Annotated in this window: 22 protein-coding genes and 1 pseudogene; 20 read left to right on the forward strand and 3 right to left on the reverse strand. The window is 63.2% G+C overall.

The window, feature by feature from the left end; genetic code table 11:
* From CN311_RS00005 to CN311_RS00035, 7 genes are all read left to right on the forward strand, one after another.
* Nucleotides 1-976, forward strand: a 976-nt coding sequence (locus CN311_RS00005; protein WP_425351036.1) for a phosphoglycerate dehydrogenase, incomplete at its 5' end; no start/stop codon positions are given.
* A complete protein-coding gene (locus tag CN311_RS00010; protein ID WP_097571391.1) occupies nucleotides 973-1,830 on the forward strand; it encodes an MBL fold metallo-hydrolase in 858 nt (285 codons plus the stop codon). The genes CN311_RS00005 and CN311_RS00010, both read left to right, overlap by 4 nt.
* Before the next feature lie 21 nt (nucleotides 1,831-1,851).
* Complete coding sequence (locus tag CN311_RS00015) at nucleotides 1,852-2,742, forward strand: SIS domain-containing protein (protein WP_097571427.1); 891 nt, start codon at nucleotides 1,852-1,854, stop codon at nucleotides 2,740-2,742.
* 18 nt (nucleotides 2,743-2,760) lie between these two features.
* On the forward strand, nucleotides 2,761-3,504 hold the full coding sequence (deoC, locus tag CN311_RS00020; protein WP_097571428.1) for a deoxyribose-phosphate aldolase: 744 nt from the start codon (nucleotides 2,761-2,763) through the stop codon (nucleotides 3,502-3,504).
* A 40-nt stretch (nucleotides 3,505-3,544) separates the two neighbouring features.
* Nucleotides 3,545-5,092: a xylulokinase gene (locus CN311_RS00025; RefSeq protein ID WP_097571392.1), complete on the forward strand. Its 1,548-nt coding sequence runs from the start codon at nucleotides 3,545-3,547 to the stop codon at nucleotides 5,090-5,092.
* Complete coding sequence (locus tag CN311_RS00030) at nucleotides 5,089-6,612, forward strand: xylulokinase (RefSeq protein WP_097571393.1); 1,524 nt, start codon at nucleotides 5,089-5,091, stop codon at nucleotides 6,610-6,612. Before CN311_RS00025 ends, CN311_RS00030 begins: the two co-directional genes overlap by 4 nt.
* Nucleotides 6,613-6,653: 41 nt before the next feature.
* Nucleotides 6,654-7,406, forward strand: a complete 753-nt coding sequence (locus CN311_RS00035; RefSeq protein ID WP_097571394.1) for an SDR family NAD(P)-dependent oxidoreductase — start codon at nucleotides 6,654-6,656, stop codon at nucleotides 7,404-7,406.
* 111 nt (nucleotides 7,407-7,517) lie between these two features.
* Here the strand turns inward: CN311_RS00035 and CN311_RS00040 are convergent, their stop codons facing one another.
* Nucleotides 7,518-8,279, reverse strand: coding sequence for an SDR family NAD(P)-dependent oxidoreductase (locus CN311_RS00040; protein ID WP_097571429.1), 762 nt, complete (start codon nucleotides 8,277-8,279; stop codon nucleotides 7,518-7,520).
* Between the two features lie 308 nt (nucleotides 8,280-8,587).
* Between CN311_RS00040 and CN311_RS00045 the strand changes: the two genes are divergently transcribed.
* The 9 genes from CN311_RS00045 to CN311_RS00085 all read left to right on the forward strand — a co-directional run bounded on the left by CN311_RS00045 (nucleotide 8,588) and on the right by CN311_RS00085 (nucleotide 19,334).
* Nucleotides 8,588-10,051: an aldehyde dehydrogenase family protein gene (locus tag CN311_RS00045; RefSeq protein ID WP_097571395.1), complete on the forward strand. Its 1,464-nt coding sequence runs from the start codon at nucleotides 8,588-8,590 to the stop codon at nucleotides 10,049-10,051.
* Nucleotides 10,052-10,056: 5 nt separating this feature from the next.
* Entirely contained in the window at nucleotides 10,057-11,577 is a 1,521-nt protein-coding gene (gene xylB / locus CN311_RS00050) for a xylulokinase (RefSeq protein WP_097571430.1), read from the forward strand.
* Nucleotides 11,578-11,596: 19 nt separating this feature from the next.
* Entirely contained in the window at nucleotides 11,597-12,277 is a 681-nt protein-coding gene (locus CN311_RS00055; protein WP_097571396.1) for an HAD-IA family hydrolase, read from the forward strand.
* 14 nt (nucleotides 12,278-12,291) lie between these two features.
* Nucleotides 12,292-13,125: a MurR/RpiR family transcriptional regulator gene (locus tag CN311_RS00060; RefSeq protein WP_097571397.1), complete on the forward strand. Its 834-nt coding sequence runs from the start codon at nucleotides 12,292-12,294 to the stop codon at nucleotides 13,123-13,125.
* A 38-nt stretch (nucleotides 13,126-13,163) separates the two neighbouring features.
* Complete coding sequence (gene rpiA, locus CN311_RS00065; protein ID WP_097571431.1) at nucleotides 13,164-13,874, forward strand: ribose-5-phosphate isomerase RpiA; 711 nt, start codon at nucleotides 13,164-13,166, stop codon at nucleotides 13,872-13,874.
* Between the two features lie 245 nt (nucleotides 13,875-14,119).
* Nucleotides 14,120-15,214, forward strand: coding sequence for a substrate-binding domain-containing protein (locus CN311_RS00070; protein ID WP_097571398.1), 1,095 nt, complete (start codon nucleotides 14,120-14,122; stop codon nucleotides 15,212-15,214).
* Between the two features lie 109 nt (nucleotides 15,215-15,323).
* Nucleotides 15,324-16,850 (forward strand): sugar ABC transporter ATP-binding protein, encoded by a 1,527-nt coding sequence (locus CN311_RS00075; RefSeq protein WP_245440664.1) that lies wholly within the window; start codon nucleotides 15,324-15,326, stop codon nucleotides 16,848-16,850.
* A gap of 25 nt (nucleotides 16,851-16,875) precedes the next feature.
* The gene (locus CN311_RS00080; protein ID WP_097571400.1) at nucleotides 16,876-17,880 is read left to right on the forward strand and encodes an ABC transporter permease; all 1,005 of its coding nucleotides are present in this window, start codon (nucleotides 16,876-16,878) and stop codon (nucleotides 17,878-17,880) included.
* On the forward strand, nucleotides 17,880-19,334 hold the full coding sequence (locus CN311_RS00085; RefSeq protein ID WP_097571401.1) for an FAD-binding oxidoreductase: 1,455 nt from the start codon (nucleotides 17,880-17,882) through the stop codon (nucleotides 19,332-19,334). The genes CN311_RS00080 and CN311_RS00085 overlap by 1 nt, the downstream gene beginning before the upstream one ends.
* 40 nt (nucleotides 19,335-19,374) lie before the next feature.
* Here the strand turns inward: CN311_RS00085 and CN311_RS00090 are convergent, their stop codons facing one another.
* A complete protein-coding gene (locus tag CN311_RS00090; protein WP_097571402.1) occupies nucleotides 19,375-20,139 on the reverse strand; it encodes an SDR family NAD(P)-dependent oxidoreductase in 765 nt (254 codons plus the stop codon).
* Between the two features lie 31 nt (nucleotides 20,140-20,170).
* Nucleotides 20,171-20,471 (reverse strand): annotated as a pseudogene (locus CN311_RS00095) (SDR family NAD(P)-dependent oxidoreductase); the annotation flags it as partial.
* A gap of 321 nt (nucleotides 20,472-20,792) precedes the next feature.
* Between CN311_RS00095 and CN311_RS00100 the strand changes: the two are divergent.
* Genes CN311_RS00100 through CN311_RS00115 form a run of 4 tightly spaced genes read left to right on the forward strand, consistent with a single transcriptional unit; the run spans nucleotide 20,793 to nucleotide 24,113 of the window.
* Nucleotides 20,793-21,293, forward strand: coding sequence for a DUF305 domain-containing protein (locus tag CN311_RS00100; RefSeq protein ID WP_097571403.1), 501 nt, complete (start codon nucleotides 20,793-20,795; stop codon nucleotides 21,291-21,293).
* 13 nt (nucleotides 21,294-21,306) lie between these two features.
* A complete protein-coding gene (locus CN311_RS00105) occupies nucleotides 21,307-22,761 on the forward strand; it encodes a YncE family protein (RefSeq protein WP_097571404.1) in 1,455 nt (484 codons plus the stop codon).
* Between the two features lie 54 nt (nucleotides 22,762-22,815).
* Complete coding sequence (locus CN311_RS00110) at nucleotides 22,816-23,340, forward strand: sigma-70 family RNA polymerase sigma factor (RefSeq protein WP_097571405.1); 525 nt, start codon at nucleotides 22,816-22,818, stop codon at nucleotides 23,338-23,340.
* Nucleotides 23,337-24,113, forward strand: coding sequence for an anti-sigma factor family protein (locus CN311_RS00115; protein ID WP_097571406.1), 777 nt, complete (start codon nucleotides 23,337-23,339; stop codon nucleotides 24,111-24,113). Before CN311_RS00110 ends, CN311_RS00115 begins: the two co-directional genes overlap by 4 nt.
* The last annotated feature ends 217 nt before the right edge of the window (nucleotides 24,114-24,330 follow it).

A 24,330-nucleotide genomic window follows, 5' to 3' on the forward strand; every position in this document is an offset into this window, starting at 1 on the left:
CTGTCTCGCATCGCTGTCGCGTCGGCAAAAGGGTGATCTCGTGGACCGCATCCTTGTCACGCCGCGATCGCTGACCCTCGACCCTCCGCCGGAGCTTCAACTCCTGGCCGAGGCCGGGTTCGAGCTTGTCTTTCCTCCCGCCGGTCGCCAACCGAACGAGGCCGAGCTGCTCGGCCTTGTTCCCGGCTGCGTGGGCTGGCTGGCAGGCGTCGAGGCCGTTTCGCCAAGGGTTGTGGAAGCTGCCGATCGGCTGCGTGCCATCAGCCGCAACGGTGTCGGGCTCGATAATCTGCCGATGCGGGAACTTGAGCGGCGCGGCATTCGTGTTCTCAAGGCCGAGGGCGCCAATTCGATCGGCGTGGCCGAGTTGACCATCGGGCTGATGCTGGCTGCGCTGCGCCGCATCCCGGCGGCCGACTCCGGGATCAAGGCAGGCGAATGGCCGCGCTATCGCGGTGCGGAAATCGCTGGACGGACGGTCGGGCTTGTCGGCTGCGGTGCGATCGGCCGCCATGTCGCCAGCGTGACTTCGGCCATGGGTGCGAACGTCATCGCGTACGACCCGTTTCGACCGGACTTCGAGACATCGGGTCCGTTCGACTGGCGCGAGCTGGACGATGTTTTTCGCGAAGCCGCAATCATATCGCTGCATTGCCCGCCGCCACCCGGCGGGCAGCCGCTGATCGACGCACGGCGCTTGTCTGAAATGAGGCCTCGTTCCATCCTGGTCAACACGGCGAGAGCCGCGCTCATTGACGAGGATTCGGTGCGAACGGCACTCGATGAGGGTCGCCTCGCCGCCTATGCGACAGACGTCTTTGCCGAAGAGCCGCCGCGTCCCGGCAGCTTCGCCAGCCATTCGGGTGTCATCGCCACCAGCCACATCGGCGGCTTCACGGAAGAGAGCGTTGGCAAGGCGACGCGGATGGCCATTGCCAATTTGCTCGACGCCTTGTCAGCGGAGCGCGTCGGATGAGCACACTGGAGGTTATACCCTTCTCCGAGCCGCTTGCCGAAAGGCTCGCCGGTCCGCCGACAGGCACGGTCCTGTTCTGGCTCGGTCAAGCCGGTTTTGCCATTGCGTCGGCGGGGCGGCTCGTCCTGATCGATCCGTACCTTTCCGACAGCCTTGCACGGAAATATCGGGGCAGGGCCTTCCCGCATGAGCGCATGATGCCGCCGCCGCTGGCGATAGGCGATCTCGGGCCTGTAGACTTGGTGCTTGTCACGCATCACCACACCGATCACATGGATCCGGAGACTCTCGCCCCGATAGCCGCGGCTAACGCGCAGTGCCGTTTCGTGGTCCCACGAGCCTCATCGGGCGAGGCTACCCGCCGCATCGGGGTAGGTTCCGACCGGCTGATCGCCCTCGACGCAACCGATACGGTAGAGCCCTTGCCAGGGTTCACCGTCACCGCGATCCGCGCCGCGCACGAGACACTCGAGCGCTCGCCCGAAGGCCATCATCGTTTCCTCGGTTACGTCTTCGCGACCGGTGGCGCGCGTCTCTACCACTCGGGCGACACAGTGCCCTTCGAAGATCTGGCGGCTGAAGTGTCCGCACTGGCACCCACGGTTGCCTTGTTGCCGGTGAACGGCAGAAGAGCAGAGCTGACCGCTGCCGGCATCGCCGGCAATCTGACGCTTGCGGAAGCGTGCCAACTCGCCGGCGCAATCGGAGCAAAGCACCTGATCGCGCACCATTATGGGATGTTCGCTTTCAACACGCTGGAGCCGGCAATCATCGATAGAGCTGCAATGGAGGCTGGTTGCGCGGTCGATATCCATAGGGCACGAACGGCAGTTGAGTATAGACTGTCGAACTGAGCCCTGATGATGAGGATGGAAATGCCCCCCAAGCCAAGACTTTCCACTCCGACAGACGGAAACGACAACATTCTCGAAGTGGTTCGAGTGAAACGCCACGAATTGCGCAAGTCCGACCGCAAGGTCTGCGATGTCGTGCTGGCGGATCCGAAGCGCATCCTCAATGCCACCGTGGCGGAAACGGCCGAGTGGGCCGAGGTCAGTCAGCCGACCGTCATCCGTTTCTGCATATCGATCGGTTGCCAGGGATACCAGGACTTCAAGCTGCGGCTTGCCCAGAGCCTCGCGCTCGGCACGCCCGCAACGCACTCCGTCATCCTCGACACCGATTCATCAGCCGAGGTAGCCGAGAAGATCTTCGATTACACGATCACCAGCCTCGACTGGGTCCGCAATCGCCTGGATCCCGTTGCCATCGGACAAGCGGTGCATATCCTGGAGAAGGCCAACCGCATCGAGTTTTTCGGATTTGGCGCTTCTGGCATCGTTGCGCGCGACGCGCAGCAGAAGTTCCCGCTGTTCGGTGTGCCATGCGGCGCCGAGACCGATTCGCATCAGCAGATCATGCTGGTCTCCATGCTGAAGCCAGGCGACGTGGTCGTCGTGATCTCCAATACGGGCGCGACGCTGTCGATCATCGAGACTGCCCGGCGTGCGCGCGAACGCGGCTGCCAGGTGATCGGATTGGTCGGGATGAACGGACCGTTGGTCCACTATTGCGATGTCGTCATCGTGGTCGAGACGCTGGAAAACACCAACATCTATACGCCGACCATTTCCCGCATCGCGGCCCTGACCGTGGTAGATGTTCTGTCGACGGCCGTCGCCCTGCGTCGAGGCGCAGAACATGTCGATCGCTTCACCGGGATGAAGCGAAACCTGAGTTTTCTGCGAACCACGGACCGGATTTGAACCCGATTGGACAAGAGCATGCTCCGCAACATCCGACCAAACACCACGTCGTCAATTGATGCCCGCGAACTTGCCGCGCTGATCGACATCAGCGCGGTGCAGGCGTTCCACGGCGAGCAGGATGTTCGCGAGCTTGCCGAAATTGCGATCGCGCAGGGTTTTGTCGCCGCGCATGTTCTGCCACATTTCGTGCCGTTGCTGCGCTCGCTCCTGCCGCGCGAAGGAGCCACGATAGTGGGCGGACCCGTGGGCTTTCCGTCTGGTGGGCACACGACGAAGATCAAGGCAGCCGAAGCCGCCGGCCTGGTCGCCGCCGGCGCTCAGGAACTCGACATGATGATCAATGTCGGCCGGCTGAAGTCCAACGATCTCGCTTATGTCCGCGCCGACATCCGCGCTGTCGTCGAGGCGATTGCGCCGGTTCCGTTGAAAGTCATTCTGGAACTCGCGCATCTGAGCGACGATGAAATCCGCAAGGGCGCGGAGATCGTCGCGGATAGCGGCGCCGCCTTCGTCAAGACCGGCACTGGCTGGACGCCCAACGCGACCACGACGGAGAGACTGCGGCTCATCATCGACACGGTCGGCGGGGCTGTCGGGGTCAAGGCTTCGGGTGGCATCCGTAGCCTCGAAGCCATTGCCGAGATGCTTCGTCTCGGCGTGACGCGCTTCGGCATCAACACCAAGGTCGCGGTCGATCTGGTCCGGCAGTGTACGGAATTGCCGGGTGGCAGGTTCGATCTCGCCCAGGAGACTGCCTGACGGCTTTGCGGAAGGCGCTGGCAGGGAGGAAAGATAGCGCATGTCGGTATCGGTAATGGCGTTCGATCTGGGAACCGGTGGCGTGAAGGCTGCGGTGTTCCGGTCCGACGGGGTCTGCATTGCCGAATGCATCGTGCCATACCAGACCTTCTATCCATCGCCGTCGCGGCATGAGCAGCGTCCGCTCGACTGGTGGGACAGCGTGCTCAAAAGCCTGAGAACGCTTCTGGCGGAACCGGCAGTCGATGCACAGTCGGTGCGGGCGATCGCTATCTCCGGGCACAGTCTTGGCTGCGTTCCGCTATCCGATGCCGGCGAGCTGCTACAGGAGTTCACGCCGATCTGGTCGGACGGCCGCGCCGAGCAGGAGGCTGAGGCCTTTTTCTCGAAGACAGATCGGCTGGGCTGGTATCGCAGGACGGGCAATGGATTTCCCGCATCGCTCTACACCCTGTTCAAGGTGCTCTGGCTGCGTCGACACGAGCCGGATGTCTTTGCGCGCACCCGCACCATCATCGGCACCAAGGATTTCATCAACTACCGCCTGACGGGCCGCATTCTGACCGACCATTCCTATGCCTCCGGCACGGGCGCCTATGACTTGCAGGCCGGCCGCTATTGCGAGGAATTGCTGGCTGCCGCCGAGCTCGATGTCGGATTGTTTCCCGATATCGTCGCTTCGACCGATGTGGTCGGCGAGGTTCTGCCTGACGTGGCAGCAATGCTTGGCCTGCTGCGCGGCGTGGTCGTGGTCGCCGGCGGCGTGGACAACAGCTGCATGGCGCTGGGAGCATGTACTTTCGCCGAGGGCGACGCGTTCAGTTCGATGGGTTCGTCGAGCTGGCTGACCGTTTCGTCGTCGCAGCCGCTGCTCGACGACCGGGTCTGGCCCTATGTCTTTGCGCATGTCGTGCCGGGGATGTTCATTTCCGCCACGTCGATCTTCTCATCCGGGACCAGTCTCAACTGGGTTCGCGACAATTTGTTGCCCGACATTGCGGAGAGGGCAGCGGCCGCCGGCCGCGACGTGTTTGATGAGCTTTTCCAGATGGCGCTTGCGTCTCCGCGGGGCGCGCACGGGCTCGTCTTCCTGCCGGCGCTGGGCGGCGGCACTGCATTCGAAGGCGGGCCGGCGGTGCGAGGCGGCTTCGTTGGCCTCGACCTCAGGCATGACCGCGCCGACGTGATGCGCGCCACGCTCGAAGGCATAGCGCTTGGGTTGCGCGTCGCGCTCGACGAATTGCGGCGGATGACAAGCGTGCGCGCCGAGATGATCATGGTCGGTGGTGGTGCCCGCAGCGCCATCTGGCGTCGGATTTTCGCGGATGTCTTCGGCTGCACGATCCTCAAGACAGGCATCCACCAGCAGGCGACCGCGCTCGGCGCCGCCGCGCTCGCCCTGGTGGGCATCGGCGCCTGGCCCGACTTTCAGCATATCCGCGCGCTTCATGTCGCTGAAAACCGTACCGATCCCGATCCCGAGGCTGTTTCCGTCTACGATGCGGCGCTGAATGCGTATCGACTTGCCGCCGGGCAACAGCTCGCGCTTTCGGGGCCGCTATCCGCGCTTCGGGACCTGTCGTCATGACCGCTGAGCTTTTTCTCGCCGTCGACGTTGGTACCGGCAGCGTGCGTGCCGCCCTGGTCGATCCGCGCGGTAGGATCCTGGCGATCGTGGCGCGCGAGCATGACCAGATCGTACCCGAATTTGGATGGGCCGAGCAGCGGCCGCTCGACTGGTGGGAAGGCGCGCGGGCCAGCATCGCAGCCGTCCTCGATCGGATTGACGGCGCGCGCAACCGTGTCTTGGCGGTCTGTGTTTGCGGGCAGATGCACGGGCTTGTGCTGCTTGATGCAAACGGTGTGCTGACGCGTCCCACCGCATCGCTGTGGAACGACAAGCGCACGGTCGACCTCGTCCGGCGGTTCGAAGAGGAAAACGATCCGGAGAGCTATCTCGCCGAGAGCGGCAACACGCCGACGCCGGCGTGGCCTGGCTTCAAGCTGCAATGGGTGCGCGACAACGACCCCGATGCCTATGCGCGAAGCGCGGTGGCGATAATGCCGAAGGACTACATCAACTATCGTCTGACCGGCGAGATCGCTATGGACACCGGCGATGCCTCCTGCAGTTTCCTGATGAATCCCGAGCGCCGTGATTGGTCGTCCGTGATGATCGAGCGCATGGACCTGGACGGCAGCAAACTGCCTGCGATCCGCAACCCGCTCGATATCATCGGGCACGTCACCAAAGCAGCCGCCCGGGACACCGGCCTGAACGCCGGTACGCCGGTGCTGGTTGGCGGCGCCGACTTTCCCGTGGCGCTCCTCGGCTCGGGAGCGTGCCGTCCAGGCATCGGCTCCGACAGCACCGGTACCGGCGCAATCATCACGGTCATTGCCGAAAAGCCGTTGCTTGATCCGGAAATCTCCAACGTGGCCACGATCGAGGGAAATTGGGGACCCTTCGTGCTGCTGGAGACCGGTGGCGACGGGATGCGCTGGGCGCGGCGCGCCTTTCATGACCGCGCGCTCTCCTACGATGAAATCGTCGCACGTGCCGCCACCGCCCCGGCAGGATCGGACGCGCTTTTCTTCCTGCCCTTTCTCACCGGTGAGCGCCTTGGCAGGCACCGCAACGCCAGGGCTCAGTTCTTCGGGCTCGGTGCCGCGCATGGAATGGAGCATCTGCATCGTTCGATCCTGGAAGGCATCGCCTTTGCCGTCGCGCGCCAGATCCGCATCATGGAGAAGGCGTCGGGAAAAGCGCTTGAACGTGTAATCGCCGCCGGCGGCGGCGCGCGTAACGAACTCTGGCTGAAGATCAAGGCCAGCATGTTCGGGATCCCCATCCTCGTCCCGCGGGAGCCGGAATGTGGGATCGTCGGCTGCGCCGCCATGGCTGCTACCGCGACGGGGCGCTTCGGCAAGGTGGAGGATGCCGCCAAAAGCTTCGTCGCATACGGCAAGGAAATCCTGCCCGATCCCTCATGGGCCGAGACCTACCACCGCATGCAGCCGGTCTTCGACAAGCTCTACCACCACAGCCAGGCGCTCTACGACGACATCGATGCCCTGAACGCTGCTTCGCGCGTGCGGGACCGATGAAGATCGCCTGGCTCCAGGATGATCCAACATAGGAGGAAAACTTGCAGGAGATCATCGACAGCTTTCGGCCTGGCCTCTTCAAAGGCAAGACGATCCTCGTCACCGGCGGGTCGAGCGGCATAGGTCTCGCCATCGCGAAGGGTTTCGCTCGCCTCGGCGGCTCGGTCATCGCCATCGGCAGTTCGGAGCAGAAGCTTGCGGCCGCGCGTGCCGGGAGCCCGGACATTCGCTTCGAGCAGGTCGATGTGCGCGACGCCAAGGCCATCAAGTTGTTCGTGGGAGGTCTCGACAGGCTGGACGTGCTGGTAAACGGCGCCGGCATCGCGCGCCCGGTGTCAGAGTTCGAGGACGAAACCTATCTCGAGGTCATCGACGTCAATCTCAACGGCCAGATGCGTTTTGCCATGGCCGCGCGCCCATTGCTCAAGGCTTCGGGCGGCTCGATCATCAACATCGCCTCGATGCTGAGCTACCTGTCGGATCCCGCCGTTCCCGCCTATGGCGCCAGCAAGACCGGTGTGCTCGGCTTGACCCGGCATCTTGCGCACGCCTTCGGACCGGAGGGCATTCGCGTCAACGCCATCTCCCCTGGCTACCACAAGACCGATATGACGAAAGCGCTGTGGACCGATCCGCTTGCGGCGGAAAAGATTGCCGCCCGCTCCGCATTGAAGCGCTGGGGGACGGTGGACGATCTTGTCGGGACGGCGTTGTTCCTGTCGTCGCCGGCGGCGACCTTCGTGACGGGCGCCGACCTGCCTGTGGACGGCGGCTTCGTGGTCGGCGGATTTTGATGGTAGGCACTGGCCAGAGCCTTTTCCGACGATCAGCAGCTTGCATTGGTGGGGGGCGTTGCATGGCGAGATCATCGCCAGCCGCTATCGCCATGAACTATTTCTCACGGCTCAGATAGAGGTGTAGCCCGCGTCGGCGCTGACGATGCTGCCGGTCATCAGGCTCGAAGCGTCGGACGCCAGGAAGAGAACGACCGATGCGATCTCGTCGGGCCTGCCCATCCGCTTCATGGGCGTCAGGTCGATCCAGCGATCGACCAAGTCCTTGCTCTGTTCCAGGTTCGCAAGCAGCGGCGTCTCGATATAGGTGGGCGCCACCGCGTTGACGCGCACGCCACGCTGTGCCCATTCGACGGCCAGCGATCGCGTCAAGTGATGCACGCCGGCCTTGGAGGCGTTGTAGTGGCATTGCGGCTGCGGCGTGTTGACGATGTCCGCCGACATCGAGCCGATGTTGATGATCGACCCGCGGCCGGCCTGGAGCATCTTGCGCCCGAAGGCGCGGCAGCACTTGAAGACGCCAGTCAGGTTGACGCCGATGACCCGGTCCCATTCTTCGTCGGTCAGATCCTCGGCCGCTATGTTGGAGACGACGCCCGCGTTGGCGACCAGGACATCCAGGGGCGGCAGCGAGCCGGCGAGCTTGTCGAGGGCCTCGCTCCTTGTAACGTCCAGGTCATGCGCGTCGGCCTTCAAGCCGCGGCCCGCGAGTTTTCCGGCGACCGCCCCTGCGCGAGCGCCGTCGATGTCGGTGACATGGACATAGGCCCCGGCTTCAGCCAGCGCCGTCGCACAGGCCTCACCAATCCCCTGGCCCGCGCCCGTTACCAGCGCGATTCGGCCCGTCAGGTCGAATTTGGATATGTATGGCATGGGTTCCTCCATAGTTCGGTCTCCGCGTTCCCGCTTATAGTAGTAGAACTACCATTTTTCGCATCTTCGTTATCGCTATCGCCTTCTGCCAAAGCGGTTGCAGAGCCGAAAACACAATGAAATCCAGGCCGCTCCTCAAGAGGTTAGTTGATTCACATATGAAAAGCAAAGGGTTAGGAAAATAGGGGCAACATCAGAAGATAGACTGCAGGCGCGGCCGGGAAGAGGTTGCGCTAACTAGTAAATCTAGTTTATGAGGATCAGTGGACAAAACCCCGGAGGTGCGGGGCAGGTAGAGGAAGCCGTCCTTGATAACGGAACTTGCCGAGAAGCTTTTCATAGACGGTGCCTGGAAGGTGGGCGAGGGTGCCCGCTCCCCGGTTGAGAATCCCGCGACGGGCGAGGTGCTCGCTCATATTGCCGCGGCGACGCCGGCCGAGGTCGATCTGGCTGTCGCGGCCGCCCGGAAGGCCTTCACGAGCTGGTCGCGAGTCGCGCCGGTCGAGCGCTCGAAGGCGCTCCACCTTCTGGGCGACATCATCAGCGCCGAGGCGGACGGCATGGCCCGCATCATGACGCTGGAGCAGGGCAAGCCGCTCAACGAGGCCAGGGGCGAAATCCTGAAGCTTGCAGAAGCCTGCCATTTCTACGCGGAAGAGGCGGTGCGCATCCATGGTGAGATCGTGCCGAACAGCACGACCGACATCGACAGCCTCGTTGTGCGCGAGCCGATCGGCGTGGTCGGCGCCATCACGCCCTGGAATTATCCAGCGGAGCTGATCGGCTGGAAACTCTGCGGGGCGCTCGCCGCAGGCTGCACCATCGTCATCAAACCGGCCGAACTGACGCCGTTTACAGCACTTGCCATCGCCAGCATGGTCGAGAAGGCCAAGATTCCCGCCGGCGTCGTCAATGTCGTCACCGGTCCCGGGTCGAAGGCGGGGCAGGCGCTTGTGGAGCACCCCGGGGTGGACAAGATCGCGTTCACCGGCTCCAGTGCGGTGGGCCTTCACATCCAGCGGTCGTGCACCACCATCAAGCGACTGTCGCTGGAACTCGGCGGAAATTGTCCCCTCATCGTCACGGCCTCGGCCGATCTTGATGCTGCGGTGAAGGGTGCGGTCCGCCGCTCGTTTCGCAACATGGGCCAGATCTGCATCGCCATCAATCGCATCTATGTCGCGCGGCCGATCGCGGACACGTTCGTGGATCGCCTCGGAAAGGCGGCCGACAGGCTGGTCATCGGCAATGGCATCGAGAGGCCGGATGCTGATGTCGGCGCGATGGCTTCCGCCGAGCCGCTCAACAAGACGAAGGAACATCTCACTGATGCGCTTGCAAAGGGCGCGAAGCTCATCGCCGGCGGCAGTGCGCCGGAGGGTGCCGCCTTCGCCCGCGGCTATTTCTTCCGCCCGACCGTGGTTGCCGGATGCACGCACGACATGAAGGTGATGACGCAGGAGACCTTCGGGCCGCTCGTCGGCGTGATGGTCTTCGATGGGCTCGACGAGGCGGTAGAACTCGCCAACGACACACCTTTTGGTCTTGCCTCCTACGTCTATGCCAAGGACATGGACGAGATCCGCTATTTGTCGAGCCGGCTCGACTACGGCAACGTTGCCGTCAACAATGTCGACGCAGGCATCATGAACGCCCCCTATGGCGGCCGCAAGCAGAGTGGCGTCGGCTACGAGCATGGCCGCGAAGGCATGCTCGAATACCTCAACTTCAAGCATGTCCGCATCCGCTACGACGAGCCGAAGGGGAGGTGAGCGCGGTGACGCAGGCTCTGCTTGGCATCGACATCGGCACGTCAGGCTGCAAGGCGCTGCTCATCGACGCCGATGGCGCAGTGCTGGCAAGCTGCACCGAGACCTATGGGCTCTCGCAGCCGCATCCCGGCTGGACGGAGCAGGATCCGCAGCTTTGGATCGAGGGTGCGCGGGTGGCCGTCGCCGGCATCCTCGCGCGCAAGCCGGATGTCGAGATCGTAGCCGTCGGTCTCTCCGGCCAGATGCATGGCCTGACACCCCTCGACGAGGCGCACAAGGTTCTGCGTCCGGCGATCCTGTGGAACGATCAGCGCAACGGGCCCGAGTGCGACGAGATCAATGAGCGAGCGGGCGGCATCGAGGGGTTGCTGGCGCGCACCAACAACCGCATGCTGGTCGGCTACACCGGTGGCAAGATCCTGTGGATGCGCAACAACGAGCCGGCATTGTTTTCCCGGTTGCGTCATGTCCTGAACCCCAAGGACTATCTCCGCCTGGTGCTTACGGGAGAACTCGCGACCGAGGTTTCCGACGCGTCGGGTACCGGCCTGTTCGACACCCGCAAACGCGTCTGGGCAACCGGCCTGCTCGGTCTGCTTGGGCTCGACTCGTCGCTGCTGCCGCCGTGCCACGAGTCGCATGTCGTCAGCGGGCGTGTCAGCAAGTCCGGCGCGGCGCTGTTCGGGCTCCCGGCCGGCGCCCCGGTGGTCGGTGGTGGCGGGGACAGCGTCATCCAGACGATCGGTTCGGGGGTTATCGCGCCGGGTGAGCTGCAGACCACAATTGGCACGGCAGGCATCGTCGCGACAGCGCTCGACGAGCCGGTGGCCAATCCGGACGGCCGGCTGCAGGTCTTCTGCAACGTGGCCCCGGACAAGTGGCATTGCATGGGCGTTTCGCTCAATGCCGGCGGTGCTATGGACTGGCTTCGGGCGTTGCTCGGCAGCTTCGCGGGCGGCGATACACCGTCCGCCGAGCGAATGGTAGCGATTGCGGCCGAAGCGCCGGTCGGGTCGCGTGGCCTGCTTTTCCTGCCCTATCTCAATGGTGAGCGCTGTCCGCATCCCGACCCTTCCGCGCGTGGCGGTTTCGTCGGGCTGACCGCACGCCACGGCGCCGCGGACATGGCCCGCAGCGTCATGGAGGGCGTGACCCATTCGCTGTTCGACATCTACGCGCTGATGGAGAAGGTCGGCATCGGCCGGACCGTCATCAAGGCCTCCGGCGGCGGCGCACGCTCGGCGCTGTGGCGGCAGATGCAGGCGGATCTCTTCGGCTGCGATGTGGTGACGACGGAAGGGGCGGCGGAAGGCGGCGCCTTTGGGGCGGCCCTGATTGCAGGCGTCGGGGTGGGGGTCTGGCCTAGCGCAATCGAGGCGGCAAGATCGTGTCGTCCCGTCACCCGCGAGACAGCCGATGCCGCCGCAGGCGAATTGCTGCGCAAGGCCTTCGAGATTTACGGCGGCCTCTACGGCGCGCTGGTCCCAAGCTTTGCCGCAATCGGTAAGGCTGGACTCGACCGTTGATGGCAGAGGGAGGCGTCGCATGAGCCTACGCAAGGACAGCTACCAGGCGCTTGTCTTCGACCTTGACGGTACGCTTATCGACAGCGCGCCCGACATCGCCGCCGCTGTGAACAAGGTGCTGGAACGTCGCGGCTGGCCGACGCAGGGCGTCGCCTTCATCGAGACGTTTATCGGTTTTGGGCCACGCAGATTGCTGCTCGACATGTTTGTGGCTCTCGGCCTGCCGAGCGACGATGCGACGGTTGACGAGGCGGTGAAGGAGTATCTCGACAACTACAACCGGGAGCCTGCTGAACGCACGCTGTTCTATCCGCATGTTCGCGAGGATTTGGAGGCGCTCCATGGCGCTGGCGTGCGTCTCGGCATCTGCACCAACAAGCCGCAAGGACTGTCGCTGAAGGTGCTCGAAATCCTGGGCGTCGCGCCGCTGTTCGAAGCGGTTGTGGGCGCCGATGCGGCACCCGTTTGCAAGCCCCACCCAAGCCATCTGCTCGCCGTCGCCGAACGCATGGGCATCACTGGCGAGGTCTGGGCTTATGTCGGCGACACTGCCGTCGATCAGGCGACCGCCACCGCGGCCCGCGTACCGTTCTATGCCGTTTCCTGGGGATGTGGCAAACAGGTCGCCGTGGAATCCAAGTGGCGCCTTGACCGCCTGATCGATCTGGCAGCCAATTCCAGACTTGTTCAGGGCAGGTAGGGAGGCCGGCGGCGATGAGCCTGTTGCAACGCATCGTGCAGGAGAGCGGGGAGATGGGCTCGGCCGAGCGCAGGGTGGCCCGCTTCGTCAGCGCCAATCCGGGCGACGTCATCCATATGAGCATGGCGCGCCTTTCGGAGCAGTGCGCGGTAAGCGATCCGACCATCATGCGCTTCTGCCGACGCTTTGGCTTCCAGGGATACCAGGACTTCAAGCTCAACCTCGCCCAGAGCCTGGTGCCGTCCGCGCCCTTCGCCTACGAGCAGATCGTTCCAGGCGATTCGATCCAGAACGTTGTGCGAAAGACGGCACGCAACTCGCTGAACGCCATTCAGCGGCTGCTGGAAGATATCAACCCGGGCGAGGTCGAAGCCGGAGCGAGGCTGCTGTCCGCCGCATCGTGGGTCGGCATCTATGCCAGTGGTATTTCCGAGATCACGGCGCTCGATGCCGAACACAAGTTCCAGCGCCTGGGCATGCGTTGCGCAGCCCTCATCGGGCGCAAGAAGCAATGGCTGCATGCGGAAACCTCGCGACCGGACGAGGTCGCGCTGATCTTTTCCCAGTCGGGACACACCAAGCAGATGGTTGACGTTGCGACGGCATCGCGCGCCAAGGGGGCGCGCGTGTTGTCGGTCACCGCCGCGGGGAGCCCGCTCGCGCATGTATCGGACGTCCTGATTGCGGTGCTGCCCTACGACCGGACCGAGATCATGACGCCGCTTGCGTCGCGCCTCAACCACCACCTCGTCGTCAACATGTTGGTGACGGCGATCGCCATGACGAGCGGCAGCGAGTTCCCCGACCAGTTGCCGGCTCTCGATTCCTGGCAGACAGAAAAGATTTGAACACTGCCCGCATGCGAGCCGCCGAAAAGGAGACGACAATGAGCGCCCAGGACGAAGCCAAGAAGGCGGCCGGACGCCGCGTGATCGAGGAGTTCGTCACAGACGGCATGAAGCTCGGCCTCGGCTCCGGCACGACCTCGCACTTCTTCGTCCGCGAACTTGGCAAGCATGTCGCGGACGGCCTGAAACTCACCTGCACGACCACCTCTCGCTCTACCAATGACGTCGCCCGCCAGGTTGGCATCGCGCTTACCGATCCCAACGAGATCGGCGAGCTTGACCTGACGATCGACGGTCCCGACGAGATCGATCGCGAATTCAACATGATCAAGGGGGGCGGGGCCTGCCTGCTGTGGGAGAAGATCATTGCCCATGCGTCCAGGCGCATGATCACCATCTGCGATGAAACCAAGATCGTGGAGCGGCTCGGCGGCTTCCCGTTGCCGGTGGAGGTGGTGCAGTTCGCCTGGAAGCAGACCGAACGCATGGTCGTCGAGGCACTGACCGACCATCGCATCAAGAATGCGATCATCGAGCGCCGCATGCGCGATGGCCAACCGGTCGTTACCGACAGCGGCAACTTCATCCTCGATTGCCGCTGCGGTGTCATCCCGTCGCCGGCCAAGCTGGAGACGGAGTTGAACCGTATTCCCGGCGTGGTGGAGAACGGCCTTTTCACGCGCGAGTCGCGAGGAATGGTGGTTGGCCGCCTCGACGGTACGACCTACGTGGCTATGCGTAGCGCGTAGTGAAGTCTATATTTTGATTGATGCCATCGACGGACGCCGGATCAGTACGCGACCGGCCGAGCAGGGCCTGCGTCTTGTGGCGTTCGGCCTAATACTATGAAAACAATCGGGTTTTGTTGAAAATCTGAAACTCGCGAAACCAAACTTTATGAGCGAAGATGCTGGAGATAAGGCGAGCTTGCCCCCTTGCCTTGGTTCTGAATAACTAGTATTGCTAGATAAATCACATCCTGGGAGGAAAACAGATGGATCGATTGAACGGACTGACGCGGCGCGGCTTGCTGAAGGCGGGCGGCATGCTGGGCGCGGCCATGGGCGCGAGCGCCCTCGTGGGCAAGGCAGCCTGGGCGCAGGAAGCCGGCTTCATCCCTTTCAGCAACAAGAGCCTCGATTACTACTTCTTCGTCATCCAGGAAGAGGCAGTGAAACGCGCTGTCGGGGCGAACAAGATGAAGTTCCAGGCAACCAACGCCAGCTTCGACAATACGCGTCAGCTTGAGCAGTGGCAGAGCCTCATGCTGAAACAGCCTTCGGCGATCGTGTCGGATCCGATCGACAGCCAGGCGATCGTCTCGGCCATCCGCCGCTACAATCAGAAGAAGATTCCCGTCGCGATCATCGACACCCCCTCCGACGGCGGCGACGTGGCGATCACCGTCAGCTTCGACAATAAGCTCGGCGGCGTGATGGCCGCGCAGCAGATCATCAAGCGGTTGACCGAAAGACATGGCAGCCCAAAGGGCACAGTGCTCAACTGCTTCGGCGCGCTCCAAAGCGTGGCTTGGCGTCTGCGCAAGGAAGGCATGGACGAGGAATTCGCGAAATACCCGGATATCAAGTATCTGGCGCGTCCGACCGAAGGACAGCTCGATCAGATGCTGGCCGTGACCCTTTCGACGCTCTCCGAATTCCCCGATCTCGATGCAGTCCACGCGCCGTCGGACTCGCCGTCGCGCGGCATCGTCACCGCGCTCCAGCAGAAAGGCCGCTGGAAGAAGGTCGGCGAAGACGGTCATGTCATCTTCGTTAACATCGATGGCGAACCGGTGGCGCTGAAGTGGATCCAGGATGGTTTCATGGACGCCTGTGTCTCACAGGATCCGATCGCCTACGGCGAAATCGCGGTCGAGATGCTCGTCAAGCACTCGCTCAAGAGTGAAGCCGTGCCGATCGGCACCTACGAGAACAAGAAGTACTTTTGGGAGAAGGGCGAGATCGTCGCCGGCGCCACCGGCCCGACTCTCATCATCCCGCCCTTCGTCATCGATGGGTCCAATTCCGGCGACAAACGTCACTGGGGTGCGATCTCGGAGAAGGAATGGGGTATTCCCTACACTTGATCGACCGCGCAACGCGTCCTCCCGTGCCACGCCCGTTCCCGCAGGCGTGGCACTTGCCGCGTAGGCAACCGCGTCGTGCGACAGCAACCCAACCGATCGGGAGTTCATGTTGACAGCCGCTTCCGCCAGGCAGCCCAGCGAAGACCCGTTTATCTTCCGGGTCGAGAACCTCACCAAGCGCTACGGTTCAACCCTGGCGCTGCGCGACGTATCGCTCGGTATCCGGCGGGGCACGATCCATGGGCTTCTGGGCGAGAACGGCGCCGGCAAATCCACGCTGGTCGGCTTGATCTCCGGTCAGCGCGTCCCGTCCGGCGGCACCATCTATCTCGACGGCCGGCCAATCGAAAACGTTGACGTGAAGGAGATGGAGCGGGCCGGCGTGTTCCTGGTAACGCAGGAGCCGATGATCATCGATCACATCACGGCCGCCGAAAACCTCATGCTCGGCATCTGGCCGAGCAGAAGCGGTTTCGTGAACTGGCGCAAGCTCAGGGCCGACGCTTCACGCATGCTGGAGGGCACCGGCATCGACCCGCAGGCGATGGCGGGCCGGCTGGACGCGGTTGCCCGCCGCAAGCTCAACATACTGCGCGCCATGTTCAGCGGCGGCAAGGTGATCATCCTCGACGAGCCGACCGCGGCACTGACCGTCGAGGACCGGGCCCATCTCTTCAGCTTCATGCGCGAACTGAAAGCGCAGGGCGTCACCTTCATCTTCATCTCGCACTACAATGACGAGATCCTCGAGATCTGCGACGCCTGCTCGGTGCTGCGCGACGGGGTACTGGCCGGCGGCACGGAGGATGTCGGCAGCCTGACGTCCGAACAGCTTTCGGAGCTGGTGCTTGGCCGGGGGCTGGTGCTGTTTCAGCGCGAACGCCGCACATTCGCGGGCGAGGAGACCGCGGTGCGACTGCGCGATGTGGCCAGTGGCACGATCGGCGTCAAGGCGCTCGACCTGCGTCCCGGCGAAATCGTCGGCTTCACAGGCCTGCCGGGGGCAGGGGCCAAGGAACTGGCACGCGCGATCTTCGGGCTCGCGCCCGCCCAGTCCGGAACCATTGCGTTGGGGACCGAAAACCCGCGTCCGCTGCCCGCTACCCCGCGCGACGCTTTCGACATGGGCATCGCCTTCCTCTCCGACGACCGGCATCGCGACGGCCTGGTGGCGCAAATGAGCATCGGCGAGAACATCTCGCTTTCCTCGCTCTCAGCCGTGGCGCGCGCCGGTTTTCTGCGGCCCGAGGCCGAGAAGCTGCTCTCGGACCGCTATTTCCGTGCCATGGGCATCAAGGCCGCTGGCCCCGCGGCGGTGGTCAACACGCTAAGCGGCGGCAACCAGCAGAAGGTCTGCCTTGGCCGTGTGCTGGCGACGAAGCCGCGCCTGCTCATCCTCGATGAGCCGACGCGTGGCATCGACATAGGTGTCAAGCAGGACGTGTTGCGCATTATCGACGAACTCGCCCGCGACGGCGTGTCCGTCATTATCGTCTCGACCGACACTGACGAGATCGTGCGCGCCGTCGACCGGGTCTGCGTGTTCGAGGACGGCTCGATCCGCGAAGAATTTTCAGGCGAGGCGATCTCCAGCGAGCGCCTGCGCCAGGGAGCCAAAGAGCGGGCGGATGGATGAAAGCCACCGGACAAGGACAGACACCATGAGCCAAACGACTGCCGCCGCCGCCGAGCCAACCACGGCCTCCGCCCCGCGGCAAGGCGGGAAGTCGGTGCTGGGCTGGGTGCTGCACAACGTCGTGTGGATCTGGCTGATCGCGCTGGTGGTGATCTTCGGTCTGTTCAACGAGTTCTTCTTCACCACCTTCAATCTGCAAAACATCATGGTGCAGGCCACCGTGCTCGGCATGATCGGGCTTGCGGTTGCGCTCCCGCTGCTGGTCGCCGAGATCGACCTTTCGCTTCCGGCGAACCTCGGCTTCTCCTCGGCGATCGGCGCGATGGCCTATTCCGATCTCGGCTTGCCGTGGCTGCTGGCGATGCTGGTGGGGATCGCTGTCGCCACCTTGATCGGTTTCTTCAATGGCCTCTGCATTACCAAGCTCAAGATGGTCTCGCTCATCCAGACCCTGTCGATGATGATCATCCTGCAGGGCGCTCTTCTGGCGCTTACCCAGGGCCGCACCATCACCAACCTGCCGGACGCCTATGTGTGGATCGGCCAGGCCGCCATCGGCGGCGGCTGGCCTATCATGCCGGTCGTCTTCATCATAGCGCTTGTCGCCATGGCCGTGCTGCTGCGCAACACCGTGCTCGGCCGCAGCATCTATGCGGTGGGAGGCAATCCCGTCGCCTCGAATTCGGCCGGCATCCGCGTCGACCGGATCAAGATCATCACCTTCACCATCGCTGGCTTCCTCGCCGGGGTGGCGGGCTTCCTGCTTGCCTCGTGGCAGATGGCGATCACCTCCAACCAGGGTTCCAGCTACCTGCTTTACGCCATTGCCGCGCCGATAATCGGTGGCGTGAGCGTGTTTGGCGGGCGCGGCAACATTATCGGGGTGCTGGGCGGCGTGCTGCTGCTCACCGTCATCCAGGTCGGCCTCGCCATTATCTCCGTGCCGTCCTTCTATGTCGGCATGATCGGCGGCTTCATGATCTTTATCGCCGTCGCCATCGACGCGATCCGCGTGCGTTACTTCGGCTGATGCCACCCGCCGCGCCAACGGCCACCAGCGGCGAGCCCGCCGGCGCCGCACTCGAAGCGCTTCGCTCCGTCCTCGATACCGCAGGCTTCATCGACGGAACGGGGCCAGAAGCCGAGCGCTACCTGCACGACTGGACGGGTGATTATCGCGGCACGGGGCTTGCCGTGCTGCGGCCGAAATCGGTCGAGGAGGTGCAGGCGCTGGTACGCATCTGCGCCGAGCACCGCGTTCCAATCGTCCCGCAAGGCGGCAATACCGGGCTTGTCGCCGGCACTATTGCGGATGGCCCGCCAAGCGTCGTTGTGGTTTCGCTCGAGCGGCTTAACCGCATACGCGGCATCGACGCTGTGAACTTCACGCTGCGGGCCGATGCCGGAGCCGTCCTGCAGACGCTGAAGGATGCAGCCGAATCCGAGGACATGCTCTTTCCGCTGGCGCTGGGTGCGCAGGGCTCGTGTCAGATCGGCGGCAACGTGGCCACGAATGCCGGCGGCATCAACGTGCTGCGCTACGGCATGACGCGCGATCTCGTTCTAGGGCTCGAAGCCGTCCTGCCCGATGGCAGCCTGTGGCAAGGCATGACCGGACTGCGCAAGGACAACCGCGGCTACGATTTGAAGCAGCTTCTGATCGGGTCGGAAGGAACGCTGGGCATCGTGACGGGCGTCGAATTGAAACTCTTCCCGCGGCCAGCCAATGTGGAGACGGCCTATCTCGGCCTGGGTTCCTTCGCTGACGCCATGGCGCTGTTCGGCATGGCGCGCCGCGTGTGTTCCGACCTTTTGACGGCCTTCGAGGTGATCGGCTCCGAATGCATCGCGTTCGCCACCTTGAGCAATGCCCAGACGCGGGTGCCGTTGGCAGGCGAGTGGCCGGTGCATGTCCTCATGGAGCTTGGCTGCAGTTCTGCCATCGACGGCCGTGCGCTGCTCGAGGCGCTGCTCGGCGAGGCGTTCGCGGCCAGCCTGCTCGGCGACGGGACAATCGCGCAGAGCCGCGCCCAGGCGCGCGCCTTCTGGGCGATCCGCGAAGACCTCGTGGAAGGGCAGGCGAAACGCGGCCGGCACATCCGTACCGACCTGTCCGTGCGCCTGAGCGATGTGGCGCCGATGATCGAGAATGCGCGCGGTTACGTTCTGTCGAATTGGCCCGGCTGGGAGCCGATCGCCTACGGCCATGCCGGCGACGGCAACATCCACTTCAACGTCATGCCGCCGACGGGCCTGTCGGCCGGGGAGGTGCGCGAGCGGGGCACGGAGCTGTTGGACGGGCTCTACGGCATCGTTCACGGCTTTTCTGGTTCCTTTAGCGCCGAACATGGCGTCGGCCGGAGCCGTCGTGCGGTCTACTGGAAGTGGCTGACGCCGGAGCAGCAGAAGGCTGCCGCCGCGATCAAGGCCGCCTTCGATCCACTGGGCATCATGAATCCCGGCTGCCTGATTCCCGACCGATGAAACGCCAGCGTCAGAGCATGCCCTCCAGGCAACTCCCCGCTTAACGTGTCGTGTAACCACCGTCGATGACGAGCACTTCGCCCGTGACGTAGCTCGCTGCGTCCGAACAAAGGAACACGGCTGCCGCCGCGATCTCCTCGGGCTGGCCGACACGGCCCATCGGCGTCATGCGTCGCCAGATCGGAAACCAGTCCGGGTTCTCGATCCCGCCGCGCGACATGTCGGTATCGATGTAGCCGGGCGCGACCGCGTTGACGCGGATGTTCTCGGCCGCGACCTCGCTCGCGAGACTCCTGGTCATCATGTGCACCGCAGCCTTGGAACTGTTGTAGGCGACCTGGTTCTGCGGAATGTTGGAGACGATCCCTGATATGGAGCCGATATTCAGAATGGCGCCCTTGCCCTGATGTCGCATTGGCGCAAGTGCTGCGCGGCAGCACCGGAACACAGCATCGACATTGACGGCCATGATCCGGCGCCACGCCTCGTCGGGATAGTCGGCGCTATCGCCGTGGATGGCGATGCCGGCATTGTTGACGAGGATGTCGAGCCTGCCTCGGCGAGCGACCACATCGGCGACCAGTCGGTCGGCAGCGGGAGCATCCTCGAGGTCGGTGGCGATGAAGTTGAAGTCGATACCCACGCCGAGAAGCGTTTGCTCGGCCTCCTTGCCAAGACTTCTGCCGCTTATGACGACGCGCGCGCCGACCTCACCCAGCGCCTTGGCTATGGCGAGGCCGATGCCGCGGGTGCCGCCGGTCACCAGCGCCACCTGTGAATCAAGCCGGAATCGATCGAGGATCATGGGTGTCTGTCCTTTGGAGACGGGAGCGCCTTCAGATGTCGACGCTCCGGGGGAGTATGACCAAATCGCGAATGGTGACGTTGCGCGGTCGGTGAGCATGAATAGCACTGCTTCGGCGAATTCGCGAGGCTCCATCAGGCTGTCCGCGGCGAGCGCTTCGTCCATCTTCACCTTCGGCCAATCGCTGAGCAGCGCCGTCACCACCGGGCCGGGCGCTACCACGCCGACGCGGATGCGGTATTAGCGACCTGCCGTCGGACCGTATGCATGAAGGCCTGCACGGCATGCCTGGAGGCGGTGTATATCGGCTCCCGGACCACCGGCATCATCCCGCGACCGAACTTGTGTTATCGAATAGATTGCTCACGCTGAGGACAATGTCGTTCGAAGTATCACAGGGCACGCGTCGCAAAAGCCTATCTGATTGCGCGAAAGGCGCGACAAGCGCCGACTAAGAGGCAAAGCTTTCCCGGCGGCCTGCATGGATACCAGATGACGGCATCCAGGCCGCCAATGCTGCATTGTTATCTCAATGCCCCAGGTCGCCGTAACCCGGTACGGCATCGCCAAGAAAAATTTCAGTTCGCCCGGAATAATCCGCTGTCTGCGGTGTCTACCCTCCTGAACTCTTCGAGAGAGATCAGGAGATAACGATGACCGCCTTGTTTCGCAGTATCTGGATTCTGGCAACCACATCGCTGCTCACCGTCGTCTCGGTCTCGGCCTTTGCCCGGGATATGCCAGCCCACCATCATCAGACCGTATCCGGTATGACGGACGAAGCACCGTTTCTGCAGGAAAACGACGCGGCCATGATGAAAATGATGAGCGACATGGCGGTCAAGCCGACAGGCGATGTCAATCGCGATTTCGTCGAGATGATGCTCCCGCATCACCAGGGAGCTATCGACATGGCCGTCGCCTACCTGCGCTACGGCAATAACGAGCAGCTCAAGCGGATCGCGCAAGAAATCATTGTCGATCAGCAACAGGAAATCGCGGCCATGCGCATGGCGCTTGGCGATCCGCTTCCCGCCTCCACCGCGGTACCGACGCAGGTCGATCCCAACGATGCGAAGACAACACACAGCTCCGACGAAGAGACGTCATCAAAGGCCCCGGCCATGCAGATGATGATGAAACCGGCCAACTGAAAAGGACCGAGACATGAGAGCCGATCTGAAGATCCTTGCTCTTCTGGCAAGCACCATGATTGCCCCTGTGGCAGCTTTAGCCGGCCAGGCGCCCGGCCTCGCTTCCGACCCGGACATTCCGATCAGCCACAAGGACCGCATCTATGCGGCCGAGCAGTTCTCCAACACGGTGTCGGTTTCCGACCCGGTCGACAACAAACTCCTCGGCGTCATCAAGCTCGGCGATCCACAGCCCGGCAACCTGAGCCCCCTCTACAAAGGCCAGGTTCTCGTCCACGGCATGGGTTTCTCTCCGGATCACAAGACGCTGGCGGTCGTGTCGATCGGCTCCAATTCGGTTACTTTCATCGATACGGCAACCAATGCCGTGAAGCACACAACCTATGTCGGGCGATCCCCGCATGAGGCCTTCTTTACGCCCGACGGCAAGGAAGTCTGGGTGACGGTCCGCGGCGAAGACTATATCTCCGTGATCGACGCGGCCACTTTCGAAGAAAAGACCCGGATCAAGGTCGCTCCTGGCCCGGGCATGCAGATCTTCTCGCCGGACGGCAAATACGGCTATATCTGCTCTTCCTTCAATCCGGATGTCGCCGTCGTCACCGTCGCAGACCATAAGATCGTCGGCCATGTAAAGCAGGAAAGTCCATTCTGCCCGAACATTGCCGCCTCCGCCGACGGCAAGCAGGTTTGGTTCACGCTGAAGGATGTCGGCAAGACGCAGGTCTTCAATGCCGAGGCGCCCTTTGACCTTATCAAGACCATCGATACCGGACCGATCACCAACCACGTCAATCTCGTCGTCAACAAGAACGGCAGTTTTGCTTACGTGACCGTGGGTGGCTTGAACGAAGTGAAGGTGTATCGCACGGATAATTTCGAGCAGGTCGCGACTATCCCGGTCGGCAACCTGCCGCACGGTATCTGGCCTTCGGGCGATGGCACGCGAGTGTATGTTGGCCTCGAGAATGCCGACCAGTTCGCCGTCATCGATACGCTGACCAACAAGGTTATCGCCAACATCCCGATCGGCCAGGCGCCGCAGGCGGTCGCCTACGTCCCGAACGCGGTGCCCGAAGGCGATGGGACGCAAAACCTCGTGCCGCTCGGTGGGGCGGGAGACGCCGCTCACCTGAAGCTTGCGGCCAAGGGTGACAAGGGCAAGAAGCCATCGACGAGCGTCACGCTCTTCAATCAGGGGCTGACGCAGGTTCTGCAAGCTGCTGTCGCTGGCCTCGATCCGAAGAAGCCGTACGTGCTTGCGCTTTCCGAAAAGCGCGATGGCAGCGGTCAGCTCCAGGGCCTTGCAGCATTCATGACCAATCCCGCCGGTTCGGCTATTGTTAACGCGGTCGGCCCGATCCGACAGATCGTCGAAGCCAAGCACAGGGACGAGAAGCGCTATCTCGTCGTTGCCACCTCTGCCGATGGCAAGCCCAGCGAGATTGTTCAGGTTCAGGCAGAGTAAGTGAAATGGCCCGCCTCGGTCGGGGCGGGCCAACCCACGGGTAGCAGATGTGTGATGGATGATCTTCTTTTCCAGGTCGAACCGATGATCCCGGCATTACGACGCTATGCCCGCGGTCTCGTTCACGATGCGGTCGCCGCTGACGATCTCGTGCAGGACTGCCTTGAACGCGTGATCTCCCATTGGCACCGGCGCCGAAATGATGACGCCCGCACCTGGGTGTTCACCATCCTGCATAATCTTGCAGTCAACCGGCTGCGGCAGGCCGCCCGGCGCGGTCGGCATGTTGCCATAGAAGAGATCGGAGACGATCTCATGGCGCATCCGCCTACACAGGAGGACGATCTTGCAAGAGCGGACGTCGTCTCGGCTATCCAACAACTGTCGGACGAACAGCATAGCGTGCTGCTGCTGGTAGCTGTCGAAGACCTTAGCTACGCCCAGGTTGCCGAAGTACTGGCGATCCCTGTCGGAACCGTGATGTCGCGACTGTCGCGCGCCCGCGAGCGTCTGCGGCAGATCTTGGAAAGTCCCGCCAGGGGCGCTAGACCGGGCTCGCATCTGCGGAGAGTGAAATGACGGATAGGCCAATCACCGAGGACGATCTCCACGCCTACGTCGACGGCCGGCTTGACGTTGCCCGAAGCGAGGAGGTCTCTGCGTATCTCGGCAAGCACCCGGATGTCGCCAATCGTTTTGCTTCCTATTCCGTCCAGCGCACTCTTTTGCAGGGCGCCTTTGATCCCGTCGCTGGCGAGCCAGTCCCATCAAGGCTCAATCTCAGTCACATGATTGCCTCCAGGCGGCAAAACAGGGTTTCCACCTGGCGGCTTATAGCAGCAGCTGTCGTGCTTCTGTTCGCTGGAGGATCCGGCGGCTGGTACATGCACGATATGATGGTCCCTCCAACCGAAGGCGTGGTCGCCCTCGCCCGGGAAGCCTCTGACAGTTTCGCCACCTATGCGGGAGACAGGACCAGGCCGGTGGAACTCCGGGCCGATAATATGGTCGAACTGGTTGGCTGGGCGACTGAACGGATCGGGCGCAAGCCTGTCCTGCCAGACCTGTCGAAGTCCGGCTACCGCCTGATGGGCGGTCGCGTCGTTTCCACACCTCACGGCGCCGGCCTGATGCTGATGTATGACAATGACCACGGCACGCGCCTTGTCATGTTGACAAGACCAATGGCGGTGGACCAGACGCGGACGATGACGCCTCATTCCCAAGGCAAGGTTGACGGCTGGGCCTGGGCGTCAAACGGTATGGGTTACAGTCTCGTGGGCTCATTGCCCTCTGAAGCGCTGCACCCACTCGCTGACGATATCCGCAGGCAGGTACAGGGCGAGGCCTAAGAACCCCGCCGCGGCCTCCAGCAGCGTGGTGATGCTGGGCTGGCTGGCCAGACGCAAGCGCGATCTCCTCCCGGTCTCCTGTAGTCGTCTGTCTCGTTGGGAAACTGGCGATTGCCTGGAGACCATGTTGGTCAATGACCGACGCCTTCGGTCGCGCGCCGCCTGGAGAAGAATGGCGATCATCGTCCGTCTCCTCGTCGCGGGCGGAAACGGAGGG

Source organism: Mesorhizobium sanjuanii (genome assembly GCF_002529485.1).
Classification (GTDB): Bacteria; Pseudomonadota; Alphaproteobacteria; order Rhizobiales; family Rhizobiaceae; genus Mesorhizobium; species Mesorhizobium sanjuanii.

Coding starts and splice junctions, on each gene's coding strand:
- CN311_RS00010 (WP_097571391.1), top strand. CDS start 973: ATGAGCACACTGGAGGTTATACCCTTCTCCGAGCCGCTTGCCGAAAGG.
- CN311_RS00015 (WP_097571427.1), top strand. CDS start 1,852: ATGCCCCCCAAGCCAAGACTTTCCACTCCGACAGACGGAAACGACAAC.
- deoC (WP_097571428.1), top strand. CDS start 2,761: ATGCTCCGCAACATCCGACCAAACACCACGTCGTCAATTGATGCCCGC.
- CN311_RS00025 (WP_097571392.1), top strand. CDS start 3,545: ATGTCGGTATCGGTAATGGCGTTCGATCTGGGAACCGGTGGCGTGAAG.
- CN311_RS00030 (WP_097571393.1), top strand. CDS start 5,089: ATGACCGCTGAGCTTTTTCTCGCCGTCGACGTTGGTACCGGCAGCGTG.
- CN311_RS00040 (WP_097571429.1), bottom strand. CDS start 8,279: ATGCCATACATATCCAAATTCGACCTGACGGGCCGAATCGCGCTGGTA.
- CN311_RS00055 (WP_097571396.1), top strand. CDS start 11,597: ATGAGCCTACGCAAGGACAGCTACCAGGCGCTTGTCTTCGACCTTGAC.
- CN311_RS00060 (WP_097571397.1), top strand. CDS start 12,292: ATGAGCCTGTTGCAACGCATCGTGCAGGAGAGCGGGGAGATGGGCTCG.
- rpiA (WP_097571431.1), top strand. CDS start 13,164: ATGAGCGCCCAGGACGAAGCCAAGAAGGCGGCCGGACGCCGCGTGATC.
- CN311_RS00070 (WP_097571398.1), top strand. CDS start 14,120: ATGGATCGATTGAACGGACTGACGCGGCGCGGCTTGCTGAAGGCGGGC.
- CN311_RS00080 (WP_097571400.1), top strand. CDS start 16,876: ATGAGCCAAACGACTGCCGCCGCCGCCGAGCCAACCACGGCCTCCGCC.
- CN311_RS00085 (WP_097571401.1), top strand. CDS start 17,880: ATGCCACCCGCCGCGCCAACGGCCACCAGCGGCGAGCCCGCCGGCGCC.
- CN311_RS00090 (WP_097571402.1), bottom strand. CDS start 20,139: ATGATCCTCGATCGATTCCGGCTTGATTCACAGGTGGCGCTGGTGACC.
- CN311_RS00100 (WP_097571403.1), top strand. CDS start 20,793: ATGACCGCCTTGTTTCGCAGTATCTGGATTCTGGCAACCACATCGCTG.
- CN311_RS00105 (WP_097571404.1), top strand. CDS start 21,307: ATGAGAGCCGATCTGAAGATCCTTGCTCTTCTGGCAAGCACCATGATT.
- CN311_RS00110 (WP_097571405.1), top strand. CDS start 22,816: ATGGATGATCTTCTTTTCCAGGTCGAACCGATGATCCCGGCATTACGA.
- CN311_RS00115 (WP_097571406.1), top strand. CDS start 23,337: ATGACGGATAGGCCAATCACCGAGGACGATCTCCACGCCTACGTCGAC.